16 protein-coding genes are annotated in these 23,313 nt (G+C 72.6%); 5 read left to right on the top strand and 11 right to left on the bottom strand.

All coding sequences use genetic code 11. The annotated features are described in order from the left end of the window. Nucleotides 1–137 precede the first annotated feature (137 nt). On the top strand, nt 138–4,208 hold the full coding sequence (locus tag ACFUTX_RS02475) for a hypothetical protein (protein ID WP_378860608.1): 4,071 nt from the start codon (nt 138–140) through the stop codon (nt 4,206–4,208). Beyond that, complete coding sequence (locus ACFUTX_RS02470) at nt 4,205–9,295, top strand: hypothetical protein (protein WP_378860607.1); 5,091 nt, start codon at nt 4,205–4,207, stop codon at nt 9,293–9,295. Before ACFUTX_RS02475 ends, ACFUTX_RS02470 begins: the two co-directional genes overlap by 4 nt. Before the next feature lie 374 nt (nt 9,296–9,669). Here the strand turns inward: ACFUTX_RS02470 and ACFUTX_RS02465 are convergent, their stop codons facing one another. The 10 genes from ACFUTX_RS02465 to ACFUTX_RS02420 all read right to left on the bottom strand — a co-directional run bounded on the left by ACFUTX_RS02465 (nt 9,670) and on the right by ACFUTX_RS02420 (nt 18,507). Then, complete coding sequence (locus ACFUTX_RS02465; protein ID WP_378860606.1) at nt 9,670–10,431, bottom strand: enoyl-CoA hydratase/isomerase family protein; 762 nt, start codon at nt 10,429–10,431, stop codon at nt 9,670–9,672. 9 nt (nt 10,432–10,440) lie between these two features. Further along, on the bottom strand, nt 10,441–11,598 hold the full coding sequence (gene paaE, locus ACFUTX_RS02460) for a 1,2-phenylacetyl-CoA epoxidase subunit PaaE (protein WP_378861044.1): 1,158 nt from the start codon (nt 11,596–11,598) through the stop codon (nt 10,441–10,443). A gap of 55 nt (nt 11,599–11,653) precedes the next feature. Then, nucleotides 11,654–12,163: a 1,2-phenylacetyl-CoA epoxidase subunit PaaD gene (gene paaD, locus ACFUTX_RS02455; RefSeq protein WP_378860605.1), complete on the bottom strand. Its 510-nt coding sequence runs from the start codon at nt 12,161–12,163 to the stop codon at nt 11,654–11,656. Beyond that, on the bottom strand, nt 12,157–13,023 hold the full coding sequence (gene paaC / locus ACFUTX_RS02450; protein ID WP_378860604.1) for a 1,2-phenylacetyl-CoA epoxidase subunit PaaC: 867 nt from the start codon (nt 13,021–13,023) through the stop codon (nt 12,157–12,159). The genes paaD and paaC overlap by 7 nt, the downstream gene beginning before the upstream one ends. Further along, entirely contained in the window at nt 13,020–13,325 is a 306-nt protein-coding gene (gene paaB / locus ACFUTX_RS02445; RefSeq protein WP_378861043.1) for a 1,2-phenylacetyl-CoA epoxidase subunit PaaB, read from the bottom strand. The genes paaC and paaB overlap by 4 nt, the downstream gene beginning before the upstream one ends. Then, the gene (paaA, locus tag ACFUTX_RS02440; RefSeq protein WP_378860603.1) at nt 13,325–14,320 is read right to left on the bottom strand and encodes a 1,2-phenylacetyl-CoA epoxidase subunit PaaA; all 996 of its coding nucleotides are present in this window, start codon (nt 14,318–14,320) and stop codon (nt 13,325–13,327) included. Before paaA ends, paaB begins: the two co-directional genes overlap by 1 nt. Before the next feature lie 77 nt (nt 14,321–14,397). Further along, entirely contained in the window at nt 14,398–14,820 is a 423-nt protein-coding gene (paaI, locus tag ACFUTX_RS02435; RefSeq protein WP_378860602.1) for a hydroxyphenylacetyl-CoA thioesterase PaaI, read from the bottom strand. Continuing rightward, complete coding sequence (paaZ, locus tag ACFUTX_RS02430) at nt 14,817–16,907, bottom strand: phenylacetic acid degradation bifunctional protein PaaZ (RefSeq protein ID WP_378860601.1); 2,091 nt, start codon at nt 16,905–16,907, stop codon at nt 14,817–14,819. Before paaZ ends, paaI begins: the two co-directional genes overlap by 4 nt. After that, on the bottom strand, nt 16,904–17,773 hold the full coding sequence (locus tag ACFUTX_RS02425) for a 3-hydroxyacyl-CoA dehydrogenase family protein (RefSeq protein WP_378860600.1): 870 nt from the start codon (nt 17,771–17,773) through the stop codon (nt 16,904–16,906). The genes paaZ and ACFUTX_RS02425 overlap by 4 nt, the downstream gene beginning before the upstream one ends. Further along, on the bottom strand, nt 17,770–18,507 hold the full coding sequence (locus ACFUTX_RS02420) for an enoyl-CoA hydratase/isomerase family protein (protein ID WP_378860599.1): 738 nt from the start codon (nt 18,505–18,507) through the stop codon (nt 17,770–17,772). The genes ACFUTX_RS02425 and ACFUTX_RS02420 overlap by 4 nt, the downstream gene beginning before the upstream one ends. Nucleotides 18,508–18,714: 207 nt before the next feature. On the opposite strand from ACFUTX_RS02420, the gene ACFUTX_RS02415 reads away from it, so the two are divergent. Beyond that, nucleotides 18,715–19,335 carry a TetR/AcrR family transcriptional regulator gene (locus tag ACFUTX_RS02415; RefSeq protein ID WP_378860598.1) on the top strand — a complete coding sequence of 207 codons (621 nt, stop codon included), beginning with the start codon at nt 18,715–18,717 and terminating at the stop codon, nt 19,333–19,335. Between the two features lie 180 nt (nt 19,336–19,515). On the opposite strand, the gene ACFUTX_RS02410 is transcribed toward ACFUTX_RS02415, so the two are convergent. Next, nucleotides 19,516–20,898, bottom strand: coding sequence for an MFS transporter (locus ACFUTX_RS02410; protein WP_378860597.1), 1,383 nt, complete (start codon nt 20,896–20,898; stop codon nt 19,516–19,518). 127 nt (nt 20,899–21,025) lie between these two features. Between ACFUTX_RS02410 and ACFUTX_RS02405 the strand changes: the two genes are divergently transcribed. Together ACFUTX_RS02405 and ACFUTX_RS02400 are read left to right on the top strand one after the other, a co-directional pair. Continuing rightward, nucleotides 21,026–22,624 (top strand): fumarylacetoacetate hydrolase family protein, encoded by a 1,599-nt coding sequence (locus ACFUTX_RS02405; RefSeq protein WP_378860596.1) that lies wholly within the window; start codon nt 21,026–21,028, stop codon nt 22,622–22,624. Beyond that, nucleotides 22,621–23,307: a GntR family transcriptional regulator gene (locus ACFUTX_RS02400; RefSeq protein ID WP_378860595.1), complete on the top strand. Its 687-nt coding sequence runs from the start codon at nt 22,621–22,623 to the stop codon at nt 23,305–23,307. Before ACFUTX_RS02405 ends, ACFUTX_RS02400 begins: the two co-directional genes overlap by 4 nt. Nucleotides 23,308–23,313: the final 6 nt, after the last annotated feature.

The following is a 23,313-nucleotide window of genomic DNA, read 5'->3' as shown; positions in this document are numbered from 1 at the left end:
TCAGCCGGGAAACGACGCCGTTGACAGGGGCGCACACGGAGGGTGTTTACGCGCCCGTCGGGGAGGTCTACCCTCTGTGCCAGCGGCCACTCATCGCGTCATCTCAGAGCGGTCACACTTCCCCAGGAGGAGCCGCTATGCCCTCGCACAGCCGGAAGAACCGGGCCGTCCGGCCTGCCCCCGAGACGATCGCGGAATGGTCCACGAGCGAGCGCGAACACGCCCGACCGCCGACCCACATCGCGGCGCCCGAGGTGCCCGACGGCGACCTCGCGATCGAACTCACCCGGCCGCGCGACCTGGTCTCCGTGCTCACCGTGTGGCACGGAGTGGAGGCGACCCCTGCCGACGACAGCGGGCCGGCATCGCTCATCGCCGGGGCGGAGGCGACGCTCACCCTTCACCTGCCGTTCCAGCACGCCCAGGAGCATGCGTGGTCGGAAGGCGGCGGCAGCCGGCCCAACCCTTCCGACCCGTCGACCTCCGTCCCGGCCGGGACGAGCAGCACCTCGTCGCAGTTCCGTCGCGGGCCGGTGAACTTCCGCGCCGCCCGCGCCTCCCGCCTCGTCTTCGACGTTCCAGAAGGCACCCGGGTCGACGTCGACAGCGCCTCCATCCTCCGCCTCATCCCGACTCTCCCGCTGCGGGTGCACGAACTCGCCAAGCCCGGCCGAGCGCCCGACGCCTTCCCGGAATTCCCCGTGCGGCCCACCCACCCGAAGCCGGGGTGGTGGCGGCTCTCCGAAGACCTCATCGTGCGGGTGCGCGAGTCGCAGGTCACCGTCCAGCTCGTCACACCCACCCAGCGGAGGCGGTACCCGCTCGCCGAGGGCGTCGATGCGCAGCGTGCACAGGCGAAGGAGATCCTCGACAGCATCGTGGCCTCGGCCGGATCGATCCGGCTCGACTACGGCAGGGGCCTCGATCCCGACATCCTCCCCGACGCGATCAAGCCCGACCGGGGCGATGCCAAACCGCGTCCCGCCCGTCGCGGCGAGTACGGTTCGCCGCCGACGCCCGACCAGACCGCCATCGAGGCGCCCTTCCGCCTCGTCATCTCGCCCGACAGCGGCGGACGGTGGACCCACGCTGCTGAGCCGGTGCCCGCGCCGGCCGACGCACGGCACGTCGAACTCTGGCACACGCGACTCGGACGGGCGACGGAACCCGAAGAGGGCGAAGACGCTCCGGGCGTCAGCGAGGAACCGTCCCGCGAACGCATCATCCGGGCCGTGTGGACCCGCGACCGCGACCACCTCACGCCGGCGGAATGGCGCTCACCCGACTCCGACGTGGGCGACGAGCCCCCGCAGTCGTCGGCCTACGCCGGCCCGCTGGCGCCTCCCGCGCCACCCAGCTCCGACCGGCATCCATTCCCCTCCAGCCTCAACCGCTCCGACCGGCACCGCATCGTGCGCCAATCGGCCGAGACCTGGACCACCGACGGCGGCACCCCGATACCGCCCGTGCCGGTGGGCGCCGACAAGCTGTGGCTGTCGGCGTTCGGGGCGACGCTCGACCTGCACGGACACTGGGACACCCTGCCGTACAGCGGCTCGGGCATCCCGTCGATCCTCGCGTGGGACCATGTGGCGACGTTCGGCCGCGACCAGTTCGTGCGCGTCGTCTACCCCGGCTACCTCTTCCCGCTGGGCCACAAGGCCGTGCTGGTGAAGATCACCGAACGCAAGATCCGGGTCGAGACGAGCGACGCCTACTCGCCGAAACGCCCTATCGCCGGTCTGTGGCAGCGCCACTTCATCGCCGTGATCCAACGCGACCGCACCTACAAGCAGGTCGACCTGCCGTTCATCGACGCGCACCTCGGCCCCGCCGTGACCCCGACGCTCGATGAGCCGACCAGCACCAACACGTATTTCTGGCCGACGATCGACGGAAAGGCGTACCGCTTCCGCGTCGACGCGAACGACCGCGCCGGCCGGCCGCTGCCCTTCACGGCACCGCTGCTCTGGGTCGCCGAGCACGTCACGACGTTCGACGACGTGCGGGACTTCTACCTCGGCTTTCCCGGCGGCGCCGACGAGCGCACCCGCCGCGTCATCGACCTCGGCGGGCGCACCGTCGCCCTCTACCGCGACGAGGCAGCCGACCTCACCGCCTCGCACGAAGTGCAGCGGATGCGGCTCACCGGCGTCGCGCGGCTGGGAACCTCCGAGCCCCACCTGTCGACCGCCGACATCGTGGTCGAAGCCGCCCGCCGGCTCGCCGACACCCCGGCGACCACCATCGCCTACCACGGGGACGTGGTGGAGGGACAGCCGCTGCGAGCCGGCGCGGTGTGGGCCGCGGTCGCGACCACGGGCGCGCTGGCCGACCCCGCCACCGCGACCCATATCGCGCCCACCGATCCGAAGCTGCCCGCGCCGCCCGGCATCCGGTTCGGGGAACCGCTCGGACCGGCCGGACCCGGCAAGACCAGCGAGACCGGGGGCGGGTTCGTCGCGCCCAGCCAGGCCATCGCCGGCCTGTCGCTCCTGACCGGAACGGTCGCCGACCTGACGCAGAGCGTCGAGGGAACCTTCGACCCCGGCACGGCACTGGGCTCCGCCGACGCCCTTGCCGCGCTGGGCACCGCGCTGCCGAAGCTCTTCGGGCTCGTGCCGCTCATCGAACTGCTCGACGCCGTCGGAATCGACGCCCCCGAGATCCTGGCCTCCGTCACCGAGCCGCTGACCCAGATCATCCAGACCGTCCAGAACGCCAAGGCGCTCGCCGAGCGCGCCAAGGAAGAAGCTGAGGCGACGGCCCAGCGGGTCGTCGGCGAGGCACAGCAGAAGGTCGCCGACGCGGTCGCCGGGGCGGAGGCATCCGCTCAGGCCTTCCTCGCCGCGCAGCAGGCGAAAGTCGACGCGCTCACGACCGAAGCACAGGGACTCGCCACCGAGGCGGCCGGTGTCGTGGACGACGTCGTGGCGCTGTTCCAGGGGATCGCCGACCTCGACCTCGACGCCGCCAAAGCCTCGTTCGACGCGCTGCGCGCGCGTCTCGCCGCCCTCGCCGCTCGCATGCGGGCGATCGGCGCGGGACTGCTGCCGCCCCTCGTGCGGACGAAGCTGGCGGATGCCGCAGCCCTGCTCGACGGCCTCAGCTCCTCGGCGAGCATCGTCGAGGAGGTGTACCAGGCCGCGAAGCTCGTGGCCGGGCTCGCCTCCGGCGCGAAGCAGATCGAGTTGCGGTTCGACTGGGCACCGCCCCTCAAGGACTGGCCGAACAGCACGGCGCCGATCCTCGCCTTCCTCCCCCGCGACGGCACCCCCAAGAAGCCGCTGACCATCAGCGTCACCGGCACCGCCGGGGTCGACGCCAAGCCGTCGCTGAAGATCCTCGCCGAGCTTCGGGAGTTCCGGCTCGACCTGCTCCCCATCGAGCCCCTGCTCCAGATCGAGTTCGAGCACCTGTCGTTCCGGTCCGGCACGAGCGGCAAGACCGAGGTCGACGTGGTGCTGCGGACCGTGCGGTTCGTCGGCATCCTCAGCTTCGTCGAGACCATCAAGGAACTGATCCCCTTCGACGGGTTCTCCGACCCGCCCGACATCGCCGTCGACGCCAGCGGCCTCACCGCCGGATACACGCTCGCACTCCCCAACGTCGCGATCGGCGTGTTCGCCCTGTCGAACATGTCGCTATCGGCCGACCTGCGGGTGCCGTTCCTCGGCGACGGACTCAGCGTCGGGTTCGGCTTCTGCAGCCGGGAGCGGCCGTTCACGCTCGCCGTCGTCTTCCTCGGCGGCGGCGGCTGGTTCGCCATGCGCCTGTCGCCGAAGCGGCTCGAGCTGCTCGAGATCGGGCTCGAGGCCGGCGCCTACCTGTCGGTCGACTTCGGCGTCGCGTCGGGATCGATCTCGGCCGCGATCGGCATCTATCTGCGGATGGAGTCCGACAAGGGCTCGCTCACCGGATACTTCCGGCTGCGGGGCGAAGTGGACGTGCTCGGCCTCATCTCGGCATCCATCGAACTGGCCATGTCGCTCACGTACGACTTCGCCGAGAACAAGGTGATCGGACGCGCGAGCATCACCGTCGAAGTCGAGGTGCTCTTCTTCTCCGCCAGCGTCACCATCGAAGCCGAGCGCAAGTTCGCCGGATCCAACGGCGACCCCTCGGTGCGCGAGATCATCACGGCCGCGGGCGGCGACACCAGCGCCTGGACCGACTACCTCGACGCCTTCGCGACGGAGGAACCGTGAACACCGAGCAGCTCATCGCCATCGCCCTGCCGCACTCGGTGGCGGCCGGACCCCACGACGGCTTCCACGTCTCGGTCTTCCTGTCACCGAAGCTGTTCACCGACCAGGCCGAGGCTCAGCTCGGCGACTTCCCGACGCTGCGGGACTGGGCCCGGCTCGTGCAGGGCGTCGGAGGCATCGACCTCGAACTGGTCAGCCAGAACGGCGCCATCCCGGTGCAGCGGCTCGACACCGCGCAGCCGGACGACTGGGCGGCGCTCTTCCCCGCCGACACCCCCGTCGCGGGCACCGCGAGCGCCCGGCCGCCGCAGACCGTGCCCGACTGGAGCGGCAAGCTGTGGGCGAGCTATCCGGTCGCCGAGACGGCGGGTTACGCGCAGTCGCTCCTGCTGTCGACGATCCTCGCCGACCCGGTCACGCCGGTCCCGCCGCGGCAGCACCCGCTCGCCGACCCGATCGTGACGTACTTCGGGCGCCACAAGGGCATCCACTACGAAGACCCCGAGGCGCCACGGCCGCTGCCGCCGGTGCCGCCGTCGGACGAGCGCAAGTGGCGGGGTCCCGAGTGGGACGAGTACCGGCGCGCCCGCGAGGCCTGGCAGGCCGCCGTCCACCGGGCCGACGAGTGGTACGCCCAACTCCATACGCGCAGCGGCTTCCCCACCGACAACCCACAGGGCATCGACATCCGCGAAGCCGAGCTCACCGCGCACCTCGACGAGCAGCGTCCGAACCGCCAGACGCGATCGGCCCTCGCCGGGCTGGCGCCGAACGCCTCGCCGTACGCGCAGGTCAGCGCGGCGGTGTCCGACTTGCACGAGTCACGGCGGTTCTTCGAGGAACCCGACCCGGCTCCGGGCGAGAGCCGGATCGTGCCGCAGCAGGAGCCCCTCCCCCTTCCCTCGCGGGCACCGGAGTTCCACGAGCGGGTCGCCGCGGCCGGAGACCACCCCGAACTGCTGCGCCGCCTCGGGCTCGTCATCGACGTCACCGCCGATCCCGCCCAGCTCCGCGGCGCCGACTGGCTCGCCGTCCGGATGCGGGCGCAGAACGCGCCGGACGACCTCGTGCGCTCGCCGAGAGTGCGCGTGCGCGCCCTGGACGACGACACCTTCGTGGTGCTCCCGCATCAGTCCCGTCAGGCGGAGTGGCAGGACGGGCGGCTCGCGCTCGGCGACACCGACCGCTTCCGCGTGCTCGACGTCGACCCCGACGGCTCGGCCCTCAAGACGGAGCGGTTCGTGATGAGCCTGCCGCGGATGCTCAAGGTGCAGGCGAACAACGACCCGATCGACGCCGCCGCTCCCGCGCTGCGCGCGACCGGCCTCGCCGTGACGCGCACCGGCCAGCTCGCCGCCGTGCAGGAGCAGTTCGACCGCCAGGTGGACTTCCAGACCGACCTGGCCGCGGCCCCCGCCCCGGACGATGCGCCCGAAGCGTTCGTGCACGACGTCACCCGCGGCATCCGGGTCGAGGTGTACGACGCGACGGCCGGCCGCTGGCACTCGCTGCACCGTCGGCTGTCGACCGTCGTGCTCGGACGGAACGGCGACCGGCGCACCGCGTACGCCGACCACGAGGAGGACGGCTTCCTTCAGGGCACGGCCGCCCACGAGACACCCGGTGCCAAGACACCGACCGTCAAGATCCACGAGTCGGTGTTCGGGTGGGACGGCTGGAGCCTGTCGGTGGAGCGGCCGGGCAACCGCATCCGCCCGGAAGTGGTGCGCAACCACGACGACACCGCGTGGACGGTCGAGGAGCGCGTCGAACCCGCTGACACCGAGGTGCCCGGACAGACGCCGCCGCACCCCTTCGTCGCGTCGTTCGGCATCGCGCCGCGCACCCTGCCGCGGCTGAGGTACGGGCGGCGGTACGCGTTCCGCGCGTGGATCGTCGACCTGGCCGGCAACGTCCGGCCGCATGCCCTCGCCGTCGAGGCGCCCGACCCGGCCCGCATCCGCGGCCTGCTCGTCCCCCGCCGGGTCGCCGTGGTCGGCGAGCTCGAGGCGCGGGGCCGTCCGCAGGTCGCCGAGGTGGGTCTGCGGACCGCCGCCCTGGGGACCGTGGCCGAGCGCGCGACCCGTCCCGCGACGGCGCGGGTCGCGGCATCCGTCATCCGTGAACGACTCGGGTCGGCGCTCACCGAGGCGGTGACGGCGAGGACGGATGCCGCGCCCCTCGCGACCGCGGAACTCGGTGTGTCGGAGACCTTCGTCGAGGCGGTGGGCGAGCTGTCGGCGACCATCCCGCGGCGCGACCTGGCCGCGCCCGTGCGGGAAGCGGCCGCCCGCCTCGACCCGGCACCGCAACCCCGCGCCGCGTCGCCCGAACTCCTCGACGAGGTCGCTCGCCTCGCCGCCACCCTGCTCGGCTCGGCTTCGCCCAGCGGGGCGGCGGTGCAAAGGGCACTCCAGGGCGCGACCGCCCTGCGGCCGTTCCTGCGGTGGGACCCCGTGCCGCCGCCGGCCGTGGTCGCGCGCGCCGAGCTCACCGAGGCGGAGTCGCTGCGCGTGCTCGTCGTCCGCAGCGGGGTGACCCAGGCGGGGCCCGGGTCCGAGGTCGTCGTCGCTCCGCCGGCGGCGTACGCCCCCGAGGCCGAGGCGGCCGTGGAAGCGGCCGACCCGTCGGCACCGGCGGGAGCGCCGTTCTTCCGCGAGCGCTCGGAGCGGCACCTCGTCGCACCGAAGACCAGCCAGCAGCAGGCCGAGCTGCACGGCGCGTTCGACGGATCGCTCGACGGGCGGCCCGGACGGACCAGCCCCGCCGACCGCGCCGCGATCCGCACCGAGGAGCTCGCCTGGGCGCTGCGCGAGGCGGGGACGCTCTTCGACCGCCGCCGCGCTCCCCTCGACTCCCCCACCGGACCGTGGCTCGCGCAGGACGGCGTGCGGCTCGTCATCCCGCCGTCGGCCGCCGAGCGTCTCGTGGCCGACAGCGCCGGCACGCTTCCCCTGCCGACGCCCGCCCCGACCGATGCCGATCCCGTCGTCCCGGCCGGGCAGGCGCCGCCGTCGGGCTCGTACGTCGTGCACGACACCGACCACGTCGAGATCCCGTACCTTCCCGACCCGCTCGCCGCCGGCGTCTCGCTCCGGTTCATCGACGCGGGCGCCGGGCTGCGCGCCGACCCGCCGAAGGCCGTGCACGTGACCACCGCGCCCTACGAGGGCGACTGGCCCGACCGCAAGCCGTTCCGGCTGCTGCTCGCCGGCGGCGATGTGCTGGACGCGTCGGTGCGCGGCCGGGACGTCGAGATCCGGGTGCCCGCCGGTGACACCCAGCGGTTCACCCTCGCCAGCTCGATCGACGACGACGCGCTGAGCCGGCTCGGGGTGTGGGACGCGCTCGACGACGCCTTCACGACCGACCCGGCAGTCGAGCAGGCGGCGCGCGACGGGCTGATCTGGGGGCTGACCCCCGGAGAGCTCGTCACCCTCGTGCACGCCGTGCCGCGCCCCGTCGCCGCGGCACGCTTCGGGCGCGTCATCCCCGTTCGGGCAGCCGGGCAGACCCGGGTCGCGATCCTCGGGATCGCCTACGTGCACGGGGCGAGCACCGAGCAGATCACCGCCGAAGCCCGCTGGACCGAGGTCGCCGACGCGGGTGATCGCGGGGTGCTGCGCCGAATCGCCACCGACGTGGCGTTCACCACCCGCATCCTCCCGCACGAGACCGCGATCCTCACCGGCGTGCCCATCACGGTCGGCGATCTGCAGGGCCACGCGGCGACCCAGACCTTCGCCGACACCAAGCACCGCACGGTCGAGTACGTGCTGCGCGCGACGACCCGGTACCGCGAGTACTTCCCGCCCGCGCTGCTCGAGCCGTCCGGCGTCGACCAGTGGCCCGCCGACGACGGCAAGAGCGTGCTGTCGGCTCCGGTCGTGCTCGACATCCCGTCATCCGCCCCGCCTCCTCCTCCGGCGATCCACTCGGTGATCCCGCTCTTCCGGTGGGAAGACGCCGAAGAGCCCGAGCAGCCGTTCGCCCGGCGGCGCGTGCGCCGCTCCGGGGTGCGCGTGTATCTCGAGCGGGGCTGGTTCGCGTCGGGCGACGGCGAGCTGCTCGCCCTGCTGCTCGGCGTGGCCGCGACGCCCGGCGCCGCCGACACCGACGACGCTCCCTTCGTCAGCCAGTGGGGCAACGACCCGGCGTGGGACGGCGCGATGGTCGCGATGCGCCGGCTGACCCAGCTGCAGCTGCAGAGCGTGACGCAGATCCTCGATCCGGATGCCGCACCGCAGCCGGGCCGGCCGGAGCGGTTCGAGCAGGCCATGACCGTGCGCCCCGCCGCAGACGAGACAGGCGCTGCGCCGCCCCCGCCCGCGACGGTGGCCCTCGCCGCGTACCGCCCGCGGTTCAGCGTGGCGCGCGATCTCTGGTACGTCGACATCGTCTTCGAGGCCGCGCAGACGCAGTGGCCCTTCGTACGGCTGGCGCTCGCGCGGTACCAGCCGAGCAGCGTGACGGGCTGCCACCTGTCGACCCCGGTGCGGGCCGACTTCGTGCAGCTGCCGCCCGAACGCGTGCTGACGGTGGGACGGCCCGACGAGATGCGCGTGTCGGTGTCGCTGCTCGGCGAGTTCGGGCACCGGCGTCTCGGCGACGGCAACAGCCCCCTCCCCGAGTCGCAGCCCGTCGAGGTGCGGGATGCGGCCGTCGCGGTGAGCCATCGCGTCGTCGCCAAGCTGCAGCAGCGGCTGCCGCTGGTGGGCGGGGACCTCGGCTGGCGAACGGTCGATGCGGTCGATCTCACCATCGGCGGTCACGGCGCGCGCGACACCCAGGCGCTGTGGCTCGGCACGATCGACCTCGCGACGCCGGTCCCGCTGCGCCGGCCGCTCGCGCAGGAACTCGACACCGCCCGCCACGAGGTCGACGATCCGGAGGAGGTGCCGCAGGACGAGCCGCTCCCCGACGCCGACTCGGGAATCGTGTTCGATCCCCCGTCGGACTGGCGCGTGCGGGTCGAGGAATGGGAGCACATTCCGAGCGACCCGCCCGCCGGGCAGCGCGACGACGACCGCCGCGCCCGCAACGTCTGGGAGCGGCGCCTCGTCTACGCCGACGACGTCTACCTGTGACGGTCGGTTCGGGGCGCCGCGCAGCCACGACACGCCGGATTGCGCGGCGCGTCGTGCACGGACCGCGCCCCAACCCCACATCCACGCGATTTGGGGCGCACGATCACCACGACACGCCAATCACCGCGGCGCGTCGCGCACGAATCGCGCCCCAAATCCGGGGTCGAGACCGGGACCGGATGCTGCGGCGCGTGCACCCCCACACGCCGAAGCCACGCGGTCAGCGGCCCGGCCCGCCCAAACGTGGCGGTTCGGGGCGCCGCGCGGCCACGACACGCCGGACCGCGCGGCGCGTCGTGCACGGACCACGCCCCAAACCCCGGCACGACCTCGACCTTGAGCCCGACGGAGTCCGCACAGGGCCTAGCGCGCGGTCAGGTCCCCGTGAAGCGGGGCGTGCGCTTCTCCTGGAAGGCCGCGAACCCCTCGCGGTAGTCGGCGGTGTCGCGCAGCTCGGCCTGCGCGCGGCCCTCCTCGGCCACGACCCGCCACAGCCGCTCGTCGCGGAGCCGATCGATCAGGCGCTTCGACGCGAGGAACGCCTGGGTCGGACCCGCCGCCGCCCGGGCGGCACGCTCGCGCGTGACCTTCACGAGCTCGTCCGCCGCGACGGCGCGGCTGAAGAGGCCGGCCGACACCGCCTCCGCACCGCTCAAGAGGTCGCCCGTGTAGATGAGATCGAGCGCGCGGTGCGACCCCAGCCGCTCGTACAGGAGCGCGTGCCCGCCCGAGTCGAGCACCGCACCCAGTCCGGCGAAGGGCGAGCCGACCTTGGCCGTGTCGGCGACGTACACGACGTCCGTCGCGATCGCGAGTCCCAGGCCCACACCGAGGCACGCCCCGTGCACCGCGGCGAACGTCGGTGCGGGGAACGCGGCGATGCGCCGCATGACCGCCTCGACGGCACCGAGATAGCCGAGCACGTCGTCGGTCGCCGGGTCGACGCCCGAGATGTCGCGCCCGGCGCAGAACGCACGCCCTTCGCCGCGCAGCACCAGAGCGCGGACACCGGATGCCTCGGCCTCGGCGTACGCGGCATCCAGCTCGCCGATCGCCTCGAGCGAGAGCGCGTTGAGCTTGCCGGGGGCGTCGAGCACGATCTCCGCAGCACCGGAGTCGACGGAAAGGCTGATCACGGCGGCTCCTCAGACGTCGTAGTCGACCACGACGCGGTCGGTGGTGGGGTGGGACTGGCAGGTCAGGATGTACCCGCGCTCGATCTCGTCGGGCTCGAGCGCGTAGTTCTCGGTCATCGCGACCGAGCCTTCGAGCAGGCGTGCACGGCAGGTGCCGCAGACGCCGCCGGCGCACGCGAACGGGGTGTCGGGCCGCACCCGGAGCGCGGCGTTCAGGATCGTCTCGTTCGCGGCGACGGGACTCTCCACGGTCGCCGACTGCCCGTCGAGAGTGATCTCGATGCGGCGCACCGGCTCGTCCGCGCGCACCCGAACGGGACGCGCCGACGGCGCCTCCGCCCGGGCACCCTCTCCGGTCGTGAACAGCTCGTACCGAACGTGCTCGGGCGCGATCCCCAGGTCGGACAGCGTGTCGCGGCACAGCTGGACCAGCTCGAACGGCCCGCAGAGGAACCACTCGTCGACGGTCTCGGGGAGTACGAGCGCGTCGAGGATGCGGCGCAGGCGCTCCTCGTCGATGCGCCCCGACAGGAGCGGCGCGGCCCGCTGCTCGCGCGAGAGCACGTGGTAGAGCGCGAGCCGCGCGGGGTACCGGTCCTTGAGGTCGGCCAGCTCCTCGAGGAACATCACGTCGCTCGTCGACCGGTTCGTGTAGACCAGTGTGAACCTCGACGACTCCGAGCGGGCGAGCACGGTCGCGGCGAGCGCCATGAGCGGCGTGATCCCCGATCCCGCCGCGATTCCCGCGACGTGCGCGCCGTCGAGGTCGGCGAGCGTCGAGGTGAAGTTCCCCTGCGGGCTCATGACGTCGAGCTGGTCGCCGGGCTTCAGCTCGGTCTGGGCCCACGTCGAGAATCGGCCGCCCTCGTCGCGCTTGATCGCCACGCTGACCGTGAGCGGGCCGTCGCCACCGCCGCCCGAGTCCGCCGCCCGGCACAGCGAGTACGAGCGGCGCACCTCGTGGCCGTCGAGCATGGTGCGCAGAGCGACGTGCTGCCCCGCGAGGTACTCGAACTCACCCCGTACCTCCTCGGGCACCGCGAAGGTGACCTCGATCGAGGCATCCGTCAACGGCCGCACCGCGGCTACGCGCAGCCGGTGGAACCGGGCGCGGCGCCGACCGTCGCGGGGGCCTCCCACCGCGCCGGCGAGCAGGGCCTCGGCCATCCGCTCGCGTTCGAGCGCCCCCGCGTTGTCGCCGGGCATCACGGCACGCCGCCCATCAGTGCACCTTGAAGTGGTCGAAGGGCTCGAGGCAGGCGCGGCACTCGTATAGCGCCTTGCACGACGTCGACCCGAACCGGGCCAGCTCCCGCGTATCGAGCGACCCGCACCTCGGGCACTTCACGGCGAGCGCCACGCGGATCGGCCCCACCGCGGCGCGCCCGGTCGGCGGTGCGATGCCGTATTCGCGCAGCTTGCGCCTGCCGTCGTCGCTCATCCAGTCGGTGGTCCAGGCCGGCGCGAGGGTGAGCCGCACCTCCACCTCGTCGAATCCGGCGTCGGTGAGGGCGAGCACGAGGTCGTCGCGGATGGCGTCGACCGCCGGGCATCCCGAGTAGGTGGGGGTGATCTCGACGACCGCGCGGCGCTCGTCGGCCCACACCCCGCGCAGCACCCCGAGGTCGTCGATCGTGAGCACGGGCACTTCCGGGTCGACGACGGCCGCCGCGACGGTCCGTGCCCGCACGGTCGCCGACGCGCTCGCGTGCAGCGTGGGCGCGCTCACCATGTCGCCCCCGGATGCTGTCGCGCGAGCACCTGCATCTCAGCCAGCAGGTAGCCGAGGGTCGGGAAGTGACGGCCGTGACGGCCGCCGCCCGACGAGACGAACCCGGCCGGGACCTCGAGCTCGGCCTCGCCGAAGACGGCGTCGATCACGGCCTCGAACCGAGGGCGGAGCGTCGAGGGGCGCACGGCGATCCCGTCGAGCCGGTCGATCAGGGGCTCGTCGCGGAAGAGCTCGTCGACATACGGCCACACGTCGCCGACCGCCCGCACCATGCGGCGCCGGGACTCGTCGGTGCCACCGGCGAGTCGCAGCGTCCACTGCACGGCGTGGTCGCGGTGGTAGTCGACCTCCTTCACCGCCTTGGCGGCGATCGCGGCGAGCGTCGGGTCGGACGATCCCTGCAGCTCGGCGTAGAGCTCGAACTGGTAGACGGATGCCGCGAGCTGGCGCGCGATCGTCTGCGCGAAGTCGCCGTTGGGCTGCTCGAACAGCCACGCGCACCGGAACTCGGGTTCGTCGCGCCAGTAGGCCAGGTCGTCTTCGGACCGCCCGTCGGCGGTGCCGGCGTAGTGGAGCAGCGAGCGGGCGTGGCCCAGCAGGTCGAGCCCGATGTTGCCGAGCGCGACGTCCTCTTCGAGCTCGGGAGCGCGGGCGATCCAGGCGCCGAGCTGCTGCGAGAGCACGAGTGCGTCGTCGCCGAGCCACAGGGCGTACTCCGCGACGTCGGGTGTGGCGGTGCCCCCGTCCGCGCCGGCCAGCTCGGCCGAGAGGCGGATGCTCTCGACGGTGACATCGCCGTGCGCGTCGAGGGAGCCGTGCGCGTCGCCCGGTCCGGGTCGGGAGTCGGTCGTGACGTTCACAGGTGCGGCACCCCCTCGGACGCGGTGTAGTACACGGCGTGCCGGTAGTTCTTGCCCGCGGGACTCTCGAAGAAGGCGCCCTTCGAGTCGGGGTCGCTCGTGGTGATCGCCTCGGCCGGCACGACCCAGATGCTCGTGCCCTCGCCGCGCCGCGTGTACAGGTCCCGCGCGTTGCGCAGGGCGAGCTCCGCGTCGGGCGCGTGCAGCGACCCGGCGTGCACGTGGCTCAGGCCGCGGCCGGCGCGCACGAACACCTCCCACAACGGCCACGTCTCGCGCTCCGAGGCGCCGGGGGTCGCCATCACGCCACCTGTCCTTCCGCTCGGGCCGCCTGCTTGAGGGCGTACTCGGCGGCCGCCTCCCGCACCCACGCGCCCTCTTCGTGGGCGGTGCGGCGGTGACGCAGCCGCTCGGCGTTCATCGGCCCACGGCCGCGCAGCACCTCGTGGAACTCCGTCCAGTCGATGTCGCTCGTGTGCCACCGCTGCTCCTCCTCGACCCACCGCAGCTCGGGGTCGGGGAGCGTCACGCCCAGTGCTTCGGCCTGGGGCACCAGCATCCCGATGAACCGCTGGCGCAGCTCGTCGTTCGAGAACCGCTTGATCTTCCATGCCATCGACTGCGCCGAGTTGGGCGATTCGTCGTCGGGCGGGCCGAACATCATGAGGCTCGGCCAGTACCAGCGGTCCACGGCATCCTGAGCCATCCGGCGCTGGGCGGGCGTGCCCTGCATGAGCGCGAGCAGGATCTCGAAGCCCTGCCGCTGGTGGAAGGACTCCTCCTTGCAGATGCGCACCATCGCCCGGCCGTACGGACCGTACGACGCGCGGCACAGCGGCACCTGGTTGCAGATCGCGGCACCGTCGACGAGCCAGCCGATCGCGCCCATGTCGGCCCAGGTCGGGGTGGGGTAGTTGAAGATCGACGAGTACTTCGCCTTGCCGTCGATGAGCTGCTGCGTCATCTCGTCGCGCGTGATGCCGAGCGTCTGCGCCGCCGAGTAGAGGTAGAGCCCGTGGCCCGCCTCGTCCTGCACCTTGGCCATGAGGATCGCCTTGCGCTTGAGACTCGGAGCGCGGGTGATCCAGTTGCCCTCGGGCTGCATGCCGATGATCTCGGAGTGGGCGTGCTGCGAGATCTGCCGGATCAGCGTCTTGCGGTACGCCTCGGGCATCCAGTCGCGGGGCTCGATCCGCTGCTCCGACGCGATCAGGGCGTCGAAGTTCGCCTGCTCGCCCGCTTCGTCGGGCGCGACCACGCTGAATCGCGGCGGGCCGGGGTCGGGTGCGGTCGTCATCGTCGACTCCTCATTCCGAGAACCACTCATTTACAGACCATTCGTTCAGTAAGTCTACTCCGCCTGCGCGCATCCGGTCAGTCCGGAGGCATACGACGGGTCGTCAGCGACCGGCCGCGGAACTCCGCGACCACCTGGCCACGCTCGTCCGTGACGGTGACATCGAAGATCCCCGTCCTGCCCGAGGTCGCCCGCCGTCGCGCGTGGGCCGTCAGCACCTGCCCCGCGCGCGTCGCCGCGAGGAACGAGATATCCGCCCCCGCCGCGACGACGACCTCGTCGCCGTCGTTGCACGCCATCGCGAAAGCCGTGTCGGCCAGCGCGAACACCATGCCGCCGTGCGTGATGCCGAAGCCGTTGGTCATGTCGTCGCGCACCCGCATCGACACCACCGCCTCGCCGGGCTCGTCGCGCTCGACGACCATGCCGAGCGCCGCCGACGCGCGATCGTGGCGCAGCATCGAGCGCTGGCCTGCGAAGTGCTCGGCCGGATCGATCACGCCCCCACCTCGACCTCCGCGGCCGCGGCATCCGTCTCCTTCGCCACCAGCGTGAGCACGTCGTAGGTCGCCACGATCTCGTCGTTCTGGTTGAGGATGACGGCGTCCCAGCGCACCTCGCCGTACTCGTCGGTCTCGCGCGGCGTGATCTGCTTCGCCGTCAGCACCACCCGGATCTCGTCGCCCGGCGAGACGGGCGTGACGAAGCGCAGGTTCTCGAGCCCGTAGTTGGCGAGGACCGGACCCGGGTCGGGATCGACGAACAACCCCGCCGCCCACGAGACCAGCAGGTAGCCGTGCGCCACCCGGCCGGGGAAGAACGGGTTGGCCGCCGCGGCGGCTTCGTCCATGTGGGCGTAGAAGAGGTCGCCGGTGAAGGTCGCGAACGTCTCGATGTCGTCGAGCGTCACTTCCCGCGACGGCGAGACCAGCTGGTCGCCGATCGAGAGCTCGGCGAGCGACTTCCGGAACGGGTGCCGGTCGGTTCGGGATGCCGCGCCCTGATGCCACACGCCGGTGAGAGCGGTCAGCATCTCGGGCGAGCCCTGCACCGCCGTCCGCTGCATGTGGTGCAGCACCGCCCGGACGCCGCCGAGCTCCTCTCCCCCGCCGGCTCGGCCGGGTCCGCCGTGCACGAGATGGGGCACCGGCGCGCCGTGGCCGGTCGACGTGCGCGCGTCGGCGCGGTCGAGGAACAGCAGCCGTCCGTTGAAGGCCGCGATGCGCGAGAGCAGGGTGGTCGCGACGGCGGGGTCGTTCGTGGCGACGCTCGTCACGAGCGACCCGCCGCCCCTCGCGACCAGGTCGGCTGCTTCGTCGACGCTGCGATACGTCAGCACGCTCGCGACCGGCCCGAACGCCTCGACCTGGTGCACGGCGTCGGCCGAGGCATCCGCGAAGCCGATCAGCAGCGGCTCGACGAACGCCCCCTCCGGCGCCGGCCCGACCGAACCGTCGGCGTGAACGACCTCGGGCGGCGCGGTCGATCCGAGCAGGACCTCGCCGCCCGCCGCCTCGAGCTCGGCCACCGCGCGGAGCACCTCGTCGCGCTGCGCCGTCGACACGAGCGGCCCCATCGTCACCCCCGGCGCGTGCGGGTCGCCCAGCACGACCCGTTCGGCGATCTTGGCGCGCACCGCGTCGACGAGGTCGGCGGTCGCGCCCTCGGGCACGATCGCCCGCCGGATCGCCGTGCACTTCTGGCCGGCCTTCGTGGTCAGCTCGACCAGCAGCTGCTTCACGAACGCGTCGAACTCCGGCGTGCCGGCGACCGCGTCGGGGCCGAGCACGCTCGCGTTGATCGAGTCGGTCTCGTTCGTGAACCGCACGCCGCCCGTCTGCACGCTCGGGTGGGCGCGGAGGCGATCGGCCGTCGACGCGCTCCCCGTGAAGCCGACCAGGTCGCCCAGCCGCAGGTGGTCGAACAGGCCCGGGACGCTGCCGCTGACCAGCTGCAGCGAACCCTCGGGCACGAGCCCGGTCTCGACGAGGATGCGCACCCACGCCTCGGCGACGTAGGCCGTCGGCGTCGCGGGCTTGACCACGCTCGGCACCCCGGCGAGGAAGGCCGGGGCGAACTTCTCGAGCGCACCCCACATCGGGAAGTTGAACGCGTTGATCTGCACCGCGACGCCCGGCAGCCGCGTGTAGACGTGCCGCCCGAGGAACGACCCGTCCTTCGACAGCGGCTCGGCCGGCCCGTCGAGGTAGACCTGCGCATTCGGCAGTTCGCGCCGGCCCTTCGATGAGTAGGTGAACAGCACCCCGATGCCGCCGTCGACGTCGTTCAGCGAGTCCCGCTCGGTCGCGCCCGCGCGCTTCGAGAGGTCGTACAGTTCCTGCTTGCGCGCGGTCAGCGCCAGCGCGAACTGCTTGAGCAAGATCGCGCGCTGGTGGAACGTCCGCTCTCCGAGCGACCGCTGCCCGGCCGTGCGGGCGTGGTCGAGCACAGCGGCGAGGTCGAGGCCCTCGGTGCTCACGAGGGTCACGGTCTCGCCGGTCGACGCATCGGCGACGGGCACGGCGGACGAGGCATCCGTCGGCGTCCACCACCCGCCGCGCACATAGCTGGGAAGGACGTCGGTCATGACGGGCTCCATTCGTAGAATCCGCGGCCGGTCTTCCGGCCGAGGTGTCCGTCGGCGACCATGCGCCGCAGCAGGTCGGGGGGCGCGAACCGGTCGCCGAGCCGCGCGTGCAGCTCCTCGGCGATCCCGAGCCGCACGTCCAGGCCGACGAGGTCGGTCGTGCGAAGAGGGCCGATCGGATGCCGGTACCCCAGCTCCATCGCGGCGTCGATGTCGGCGGGCGACGCCACCCCCTCCTCCACCATCCGGATCGCCTCCAGCCCGAGAGCGACCCCGAGCCGGCTCGACGCGAACCCCGGCGCATCGCGCACCACGACCGGCGTCTTACCGAGCGCCGTGACCCAGCCGCGCGCGTCGTCGACGAGAGCCGCGTCGGTGCGCTCCCCCACGACGACCTCGACGAGCTGAGAGGCGGGGACCGGGTTGAAGAAGTGCAGGCCGAGGAACCGCCCCGGCCGCTCCAGGTTCGCGGCGAGGTCGCCGATCGGGATCGACGAGGTGTTCGTGGCCAGCGCGGCGCCGGCGCCGAGGACGGCCTCCGCGCGGGCGAGCGCGTCGCGCTTGAGCGCGGGATCCTCGGGCACGGCCTCGATCACGAGTTCGCAGCCTCTGAAGGACGAGGCATCCGTCGCCGTCGACACCGCCGCCGCGAGCGCGTCGTACGAGCCGACGCTGCCGTCGCGGTCGACGCTCGCGCGCAGGCTGCGAAGAATCCGATCGGATGCCGCGTCCGCCGTCACCTCGTCGCGCTCGACCACCACGACCCGGGCGCCGGCCACGACGAAGGCGTGGGCGATGCCGGCGCCCATGCGGCCGCCCCCGATCACGCCGACCCGACCCGGGACGGGAGTTGCGGCATCCGTCATCGGCGTCTCCTGTTGAGGAAGGCGGTCATCCGGCGCTCCTTCTCGGGGCTGTCGAACAGCTCGGCCTGCAGCTCGAGCTCGAGCTCGGGGTGCGCCTGGGGCTCGGCGCGGAGCGCGGTCTTGGTGTGACGGGTCGCGAGCGGGTCGGCCGTGGCGATGCGGTCGGCGAGCGCGTGGGCGGCGGGAAGCAGGTCGTCGGGATCGTGCAGGGACGACACCAGCCCCCAAGCCAGCGCCTCGTCGGCGTCGAGGATACGGCCGGTGAGCAGGAGTTCGGCGGCCCGGGCGTCGCCCACGAGCCGCGGGAGGCGCCACGTCGCTCCCGCTGCGGCGATGATCCCGAGGCCGGTCTCGGGGTTGCCGATCCGCAGCCGCGGCGTGCCGATGCGCAGGTCGGCGGCGTACGCGAGCTCGGCGCCGCCGCCGAGGGCGTATCCGTCGATGGCGGCGATGACCGGCATCGGAAGAGCACTCACCCGTTCGAACGCCCGCGTGTTGATGCCGCGGCGGGCATCGTCGGCGCGGCGCTCGCGCAGCTGGGCGATGTCGGCCCCCGAGGCGAAGACCCCGCCCGCGCCGGCGAGGATGAGGGTGCGCGGCGTCTGCTCGAGCTCGGCGCACAGCGCGTGGAGCGCGTCGATCGTCGCCTGGTCGATGGCGTTGCGCACCCCGGGCCGCGAGAGTGTCGCGACGACGCGGTCGTCCCCCCGCTCGACGAGCAGCGGCTCGGTCATCCGCGCCCTCTCTCTCGGCCCCGCGCACCATGCGCCGGTGCGCTGGTCCGTCGGTGCTTCCTCGCCCGGCGGCAACGGTCGCGTCCCTGCGACCTCGGCCCACGGCTGGTCCGCGCGGCCTGGTCCGAGAATACCTAACCGCTCGTTCAGTAATCAACCGCGCGGGTCGGCCTGTCGGCACGCGGGCTCGGTGACACACTGGGTGCCATGTCTGCCACCGACCCCGAGCCGACCGGCAGCCCGACCCGGCGCCGAGGCCGGCCCGGGTACGACCGCGCGCAGGTGCTCGCGGTCGCGGTCGAGCTCTTCAACGAGCAGGGCTACGACGCGACGTCGGTCGCCGACGTGGCCACGCGGCTCGGGCTCACCAAATCCGCGCTGTACCACCACTTCGACTCGAAGGAGCAGCTGCTCTCGCTCGCCCTCGAGGAGGCGCTCGGTGGACTCGAGGGTGTGCTCGACGAGGCGCCCGCCCTCGTCGGGTCGGCGGCCGAGCGTCTCGCGGCCGTGATCCGCGGAGCCGTCGGCGTGCTCGTGGACCGGCTCCCCTATGTCACCCTGCTGCTGCGGGTCCGCGGCAACAGCGATGTCGAACGCGCCGCGCTCGAACGCCGGCGTTCGTTCGACCACCGCGTGACGGCCCTCGTCGAGGAGGCGCAGCGCGAGGGCCAGGTGCGCGACGACCTCGACGGAGCCGTGGCTACCCGCCTGATCTTCGGCATGGTCAACTCCGTCGTCGAGTGGTACCGCCCCGGCGGCCCGGTCGACGGCGAGCGCCTCGCGCACGACGTGGTCGCGGTCGTCCTCGACGGCATGCGCACCCGCTGACCCCCGCTCGCTCCCCGGCCCGCCGACGTCGAGGAACAAGGAGACACGCCGCCCGCACAGCCCGCCGGCCCCGCCGCAAGGCCGGATCTCCTGCCTTCCCGACGCACCGGACGCCCACCGGCCGCGCCCCGCCCGGGAAAGGGCGGCGGTCGCGACCGGCGGGCGGTCGGAGGGTGCGGGTCAGGCGCGCGAGGCGCCGTAGATCGGGCTGACGGACTGCTCGGCCTCGTGGTCGGGGCCCAGCGGGATCCCCGAGCGGTCGCGCAGGAGCAGCGTCGCGACGAGACCCAGCACCGTCATGCCCGCGAGGTACCACGTCACCGACATCGTGCTGCCGGTCTGCTGCACGAGCCACGTGGCGATGAACGGGGCGAAGGCGCCGCCGAGGATCGCGCCGAGCGCGTACGAGATCGAGACGCCCGAGAACCGGATCGACGCGGGGAACAGCTCGGAGTACAGCGCGGCCTGCGGGCCGTACGTGAACCCGAGCCCGATCGTGAGGATAGCCAGCCCCAGGAACATGAGGCCGATCTCGCCGGTGTTGACCAGAGGGAACAGGGTGAACACACCGACGAGCTGGAGAATCCAGCCGATGATGTAGGTCGTGCGGCGCCCGATGCGGTCGGAGATGAAGCCCGCGGCGAGGGTCGAGAGCAGCCAGGTCACGGCCGAGCCGGCGACCGCCCACAGCACCGGACCTCGCTCCAGCGCGAGCGGCCCTTCCGGGTTGGTCGAGTAGTTCTGGATGTACCCGCCCGTCGTCATGTAGCCCACGGCGTTGTTGCCGGCGAAGACGAAGGCCGCGATCACGACGAGCAGAAGGTGCTTCTTGAGCAGCTGCACGATCGGCATGTGCGCCTTCTCACGACGCTCGGCGAGCTCGGCGAAGACGGGGCTCTCCTCGACGCGGCGACGGACGTACCAGCCGATGAAGATGAGCACGATGCTGAGCAGGAACGGCACGCGCCAGCCCCACTCGAGGAAGGCGTCGCCGGGCGCGATCATCGCCATCACGGCCATGACTCCCGAGGCGAGCAGCAGTCCGAGCGGCACGCCGATCTGCGGCGACGCGCCGAAGGCGCCGCGCCGGGTCTTGGGGGCGTGCTCGACGGCCATGAGCACCGCGCCGCCCCACTCACCGCCGGCCGACAGACCCTGGAGAATTCGCAGCAGCACGAGCAGGATCGGCGCCGCGATGCCGATCGCCTCGTACGTCGGCAGGAGCCCGATGAGCGCGGTCGCCGCTCCCATGAGGATCAGCGTCCACATGAGCACCACCTTGCGTCCGTACTTGTCGCCGAAGTGCCCGGCGAGGAAGGCGCCCAGCGGACGGAAGAGGAAGCTGATGCCGACCGTGGCGAACGCGATGAGCACGCTGTCGGCGCCGAGCGGCGCGAAGAACAGCTGCCCGAAGACGAGGCCGACGGCCGTGGCGTAGATGAAGAAGTCGTACCACTCCACGGTGGTCCCGACCACGGTGGCGAAGACGACGCGCCGTCTGTCGACGGGGCTGGCGATGGTCCCGGTGGGGGTGAACCCCGACGCGGACTGGGGGCTGCTCATGGGCCTGACTCCTATGTCTGAGATGACGACTTCGTCACCGGCTTCCCTTCGACGGCGAGGGGGTGTTGCCGGATGTCGGACGATCATATACGATTTCGGATACGACGCAAGAGTGAGGATGCTCCTGATGGACGACACCACACCGGATGCCGCATCCGACCCCCGATTCGCGCCGCTGTCTGCACGCCCGGGCAAGATCGTCGCCGTCCACCTCAGCTACGCGTCGCGTGCCGATCAGCGCGGGCGTCGGCCGGAGCATCCGTCCTACTTCTTCAAACCCTCCAGCTCGCTGGCCCCCTCTGGCGCGACCATCGAGCGTCCTTCGGGCACCGAGCTGCTCGCTTTCGAGGGCGAGATCGCGCTCGTGATCGGCACTGCAGCCCGGCGGGTGTCGCGTGCCGACGCCTGGCGGCACGTCGCCGCCGTCACCGCGGCGAACGACTTCGGCCTCTACGACCTGCGCGTGAACGACAAGGGCTCGAACGTGCGCTCCAAGGGCGGCGACGGCTACACGCCCCTCGGCCCGGCGCTCCTCGACGCTGCAGATCTCGACCCCGCCGGATTGCGCGTGCGGACGTGGCGCAACGGCGACCTCGTGCAGGACGACACGAGCGCGGGCATGATCTTCCCACTCCCCCAGCTCGTCGCCGACCTGTCGCAGCACTTCACCCTCGAGCCGGGGGACGTGATCCTCACCGGAACGCCCGCGGGCTCGTCGGTCGCTGTGCCGGGCGACGTCATCGAAGTCGAGGTCGACGTCCCCGGAGGCGCCGCCACGGGGCGCCTCGTCACGACCGTCGTACAAGGCGAGGTGGGCTTCGACCCCGAACTCGGCTCCACCCCTTCGGCCGACGACCTGCAGCGCGCCGAGGCGTGGGGGTCGCGCAAGGCCGCGGGCCTCCCCGCCGAGACCGCCGAGACCGCCGCCCAGGGGTCGTCCGGTGCAGGGAAATCCTCGCACACAGGACCGAACGCCGCCGCTTCTCCTGCCTCCGCCGCTTCTCCTGTGCTCACGCCCGAGCTGCGCGCGAAGCTCGAAGCGACGCCCGTCGCGGGGCTCAGCGCGCAGCTCCGCAAGCGCGGGCTCGACAACGTCACGATCGACGGCGTGCGGCCGCTGCATCCCGAGACCAAGCTCGTCGGAACCGCGCGCACGCTGCGGTTCGTGCCCCTGCGCGAAGACCTCTTCGCCTCGCACGGCGGCGGCTACAACGCGCAGAAGCGCGCCTTCGACGCGGTCGGCGAGGGCGAGGTCATCGTCATCGAGGCGCGCGGCGAGACCGGGTCGGGCACGCTCGGCGACGTCCTCGCCCTCCGCGCCCACGCCCGCGGAGCGGCCGGCATCGTCACCGACGGCGGCGTGCGCGACGCCGCGGCCGTGACCGCGGTCGGCATCCCGGTGTACACCGCCGGCGCCCACCCCGCGGTCCTGGGGCGGCGGCACGTGCCGTGGGAGCACGACGTGACGATCGGATGCGGCGGCACGACCGTGCAGCCCGGAGACGTCATCGTCGGCGACGCCGACGGCGTGATCGTCATCCCCCCGCGCCTCGTGGCCGAGGTCGTCGACGCCGCCCTCGCCCAGGAGGAAGAGGACGCCTGGATCGCGCAGCGCGTCGCGGAGGGGCATCCGGTCGACGGGCTCTTCCCGATGAACGCCGCCTGGCGGGCGCGCTACGACGCGGAGCGCACCGCGGCCGGCTCGACCGGGGAGGACGAGCGATGACCCTCGAAGCCGAGACCCTCAGCAAGTCGCAGCAGGCGTACCGCTGGATCAAGGAGCGGATCGCGAACCAGGAGTTCACCCCCGGGTACCGGCTCGTGCTGAGTTCGATCGCCGGCGAACTCGACATGAGCGTCGTGCCGGTGCGCGAGGCGATCCGTCAGCTCGAGGCCGAGGGGCTCGTGACCTTCGAGCGCAACGTGGGCGCCCGCGTGTCGATGGTCGACGACTCGCAGTACCGGTTCAGCATGCAGGCGCTGTCGATCCTCGAGGGCGCGGCGACGGCTCTCGCGGCGCGGCGGCTGACCGCCGACGACATCCGCAACGCGCGTCGCATCAACGAGCTGATGATCGAGACGCTCGAGCACTTCGACCCGCGGGCGTTCACCGCCCTCAACCAGGAGTTCCACGCGACGCTCTACACCCCGTGCGCGAACCCGCGCATGCTCGACCTGGTGCGGGCGGAGTGGGCCCGGCTCGGACACCTGCGCGACTCGACGTTCAGCTTCGTGCCCGGACGCGCCCAGGAGTCGGTCCGGGAGCACGAGAACATCCTGCAGCTCATCGAGAACTCCGCGCCCCTCGGCGAGATCGAGAAGGCCGCACGCCGTCACCGGTCGGCCACCCTCGACGCCTACATGATCCACGAGCACCCCGACGAGGCCCTCGGCCTTCCCGCGTTCTGACCCGCC

Origin of the sequence: Microbacterium sp. NPDC057407 (assembly GCF_042803895.1) — a bacterium.
Lineage (GTDB): Bacteria > Actinomycetota > Actinomycetes > Actinomycetales > Microbacteriaceae > Microbacterium.
The sequence above is the reverse complement of the archived record's forward strand: the minus strand, read 5'-3'. Positions and strand labels throughout refer to the sequence as shown.

What these genes read in the sequence shown, in the direction of transcription:
- paaE (WP_378861044.1), bottom strand. Translation starts at nt 11,598, where the DNA reads ATGGCCGAGGCCCTGCTCGCCGGCGCGGTGGGAGGCCCCCGCGACGGT.
- paaZ (WP_378860601.1), bottom strand. Translation starts at nt 16,907, where the DNA reads ATGACCGACGTCCTTCCCAGCTATGTGCGCGGCGGGTGGTGGACGCCG.
- ACFUTX_RS02400 (WP_378860595.1), top strand. Translation starts at nt 22,621, where the DNA reads ATGACCCTCGAAGCCGAGACCCTCAGCAAGTCGCAGCAGGCGTACCGC.
- ACFUTX_RS02410 (WP_378860597.1), bottom strand. Translation starts at nt 20,898, where the DNA reads ATGAGCAGCCCCCAGTCCGCGTCGGGGTTCACCCCCACCGGGACCATC.
- paaA (WP_378860603.1), bottom strand. Translation starts at nt 14,320, where the DNA reads ATGACGACCGCACCCGACCCCGGCCCGCCGCGATTCAGCGTGGTCGCG.
- paaD (WP_378860605.1), bottom strand. Translation starts at nt 12,163, where the DNA reads ATGGTGAGCGCGCCCACGCTGCACGCGAGCGCGTCGGCGACCGTGCGG.
- ACFUTX_RS02415 (WP_378860598.1), top strand. Translation starts at nt 18,715, where the DNA reads ATGTCTGCCACCGACCCCGAGCCGACCGGCAGCCCGACCCGGCGCCGA.
- paaB (WP_378861043.1), bottom strand. Translation starts at nt 13,325, where the DNA reads ATGGCGACCCCCGGCGCCTCGGAGCGCGAGACGTGGCCGTTGTGGGAG.
- ACFUTX_RS02405 (WP_378860596.1), top strand. Translation starts at nt 21,026, where the DNA reads ATGGACGACACCACACCGGATGCCGCATCCGACCCCCGATTCGCGCCG.
- ACFUTX_RS02420 (WP_378860599.1), bottom strand. Translation starts at nt 18,507, where the DNA reads ATGACCGAGCCGCTGCTCGTCGAGCGGGGGGACGACCGCGTCGTCGCG.
- ACFUTX_RS02425 (WP_378860600.1), bottom strand. Translation starts at nt 17,773, where the DNA reads ATGACGGATGCCGCAACTCCCGTCCCGGGTCGGGTCGGCGTGATCGGG.
- ACFUTX_RS02475 (WP_378860608.1), top strand. Translation starts at nt 138, where the DNA reads ATGCCCTCGCACAGCCGGAAGAACCGGGCCGTCCGGCCTGCCCCCGAG.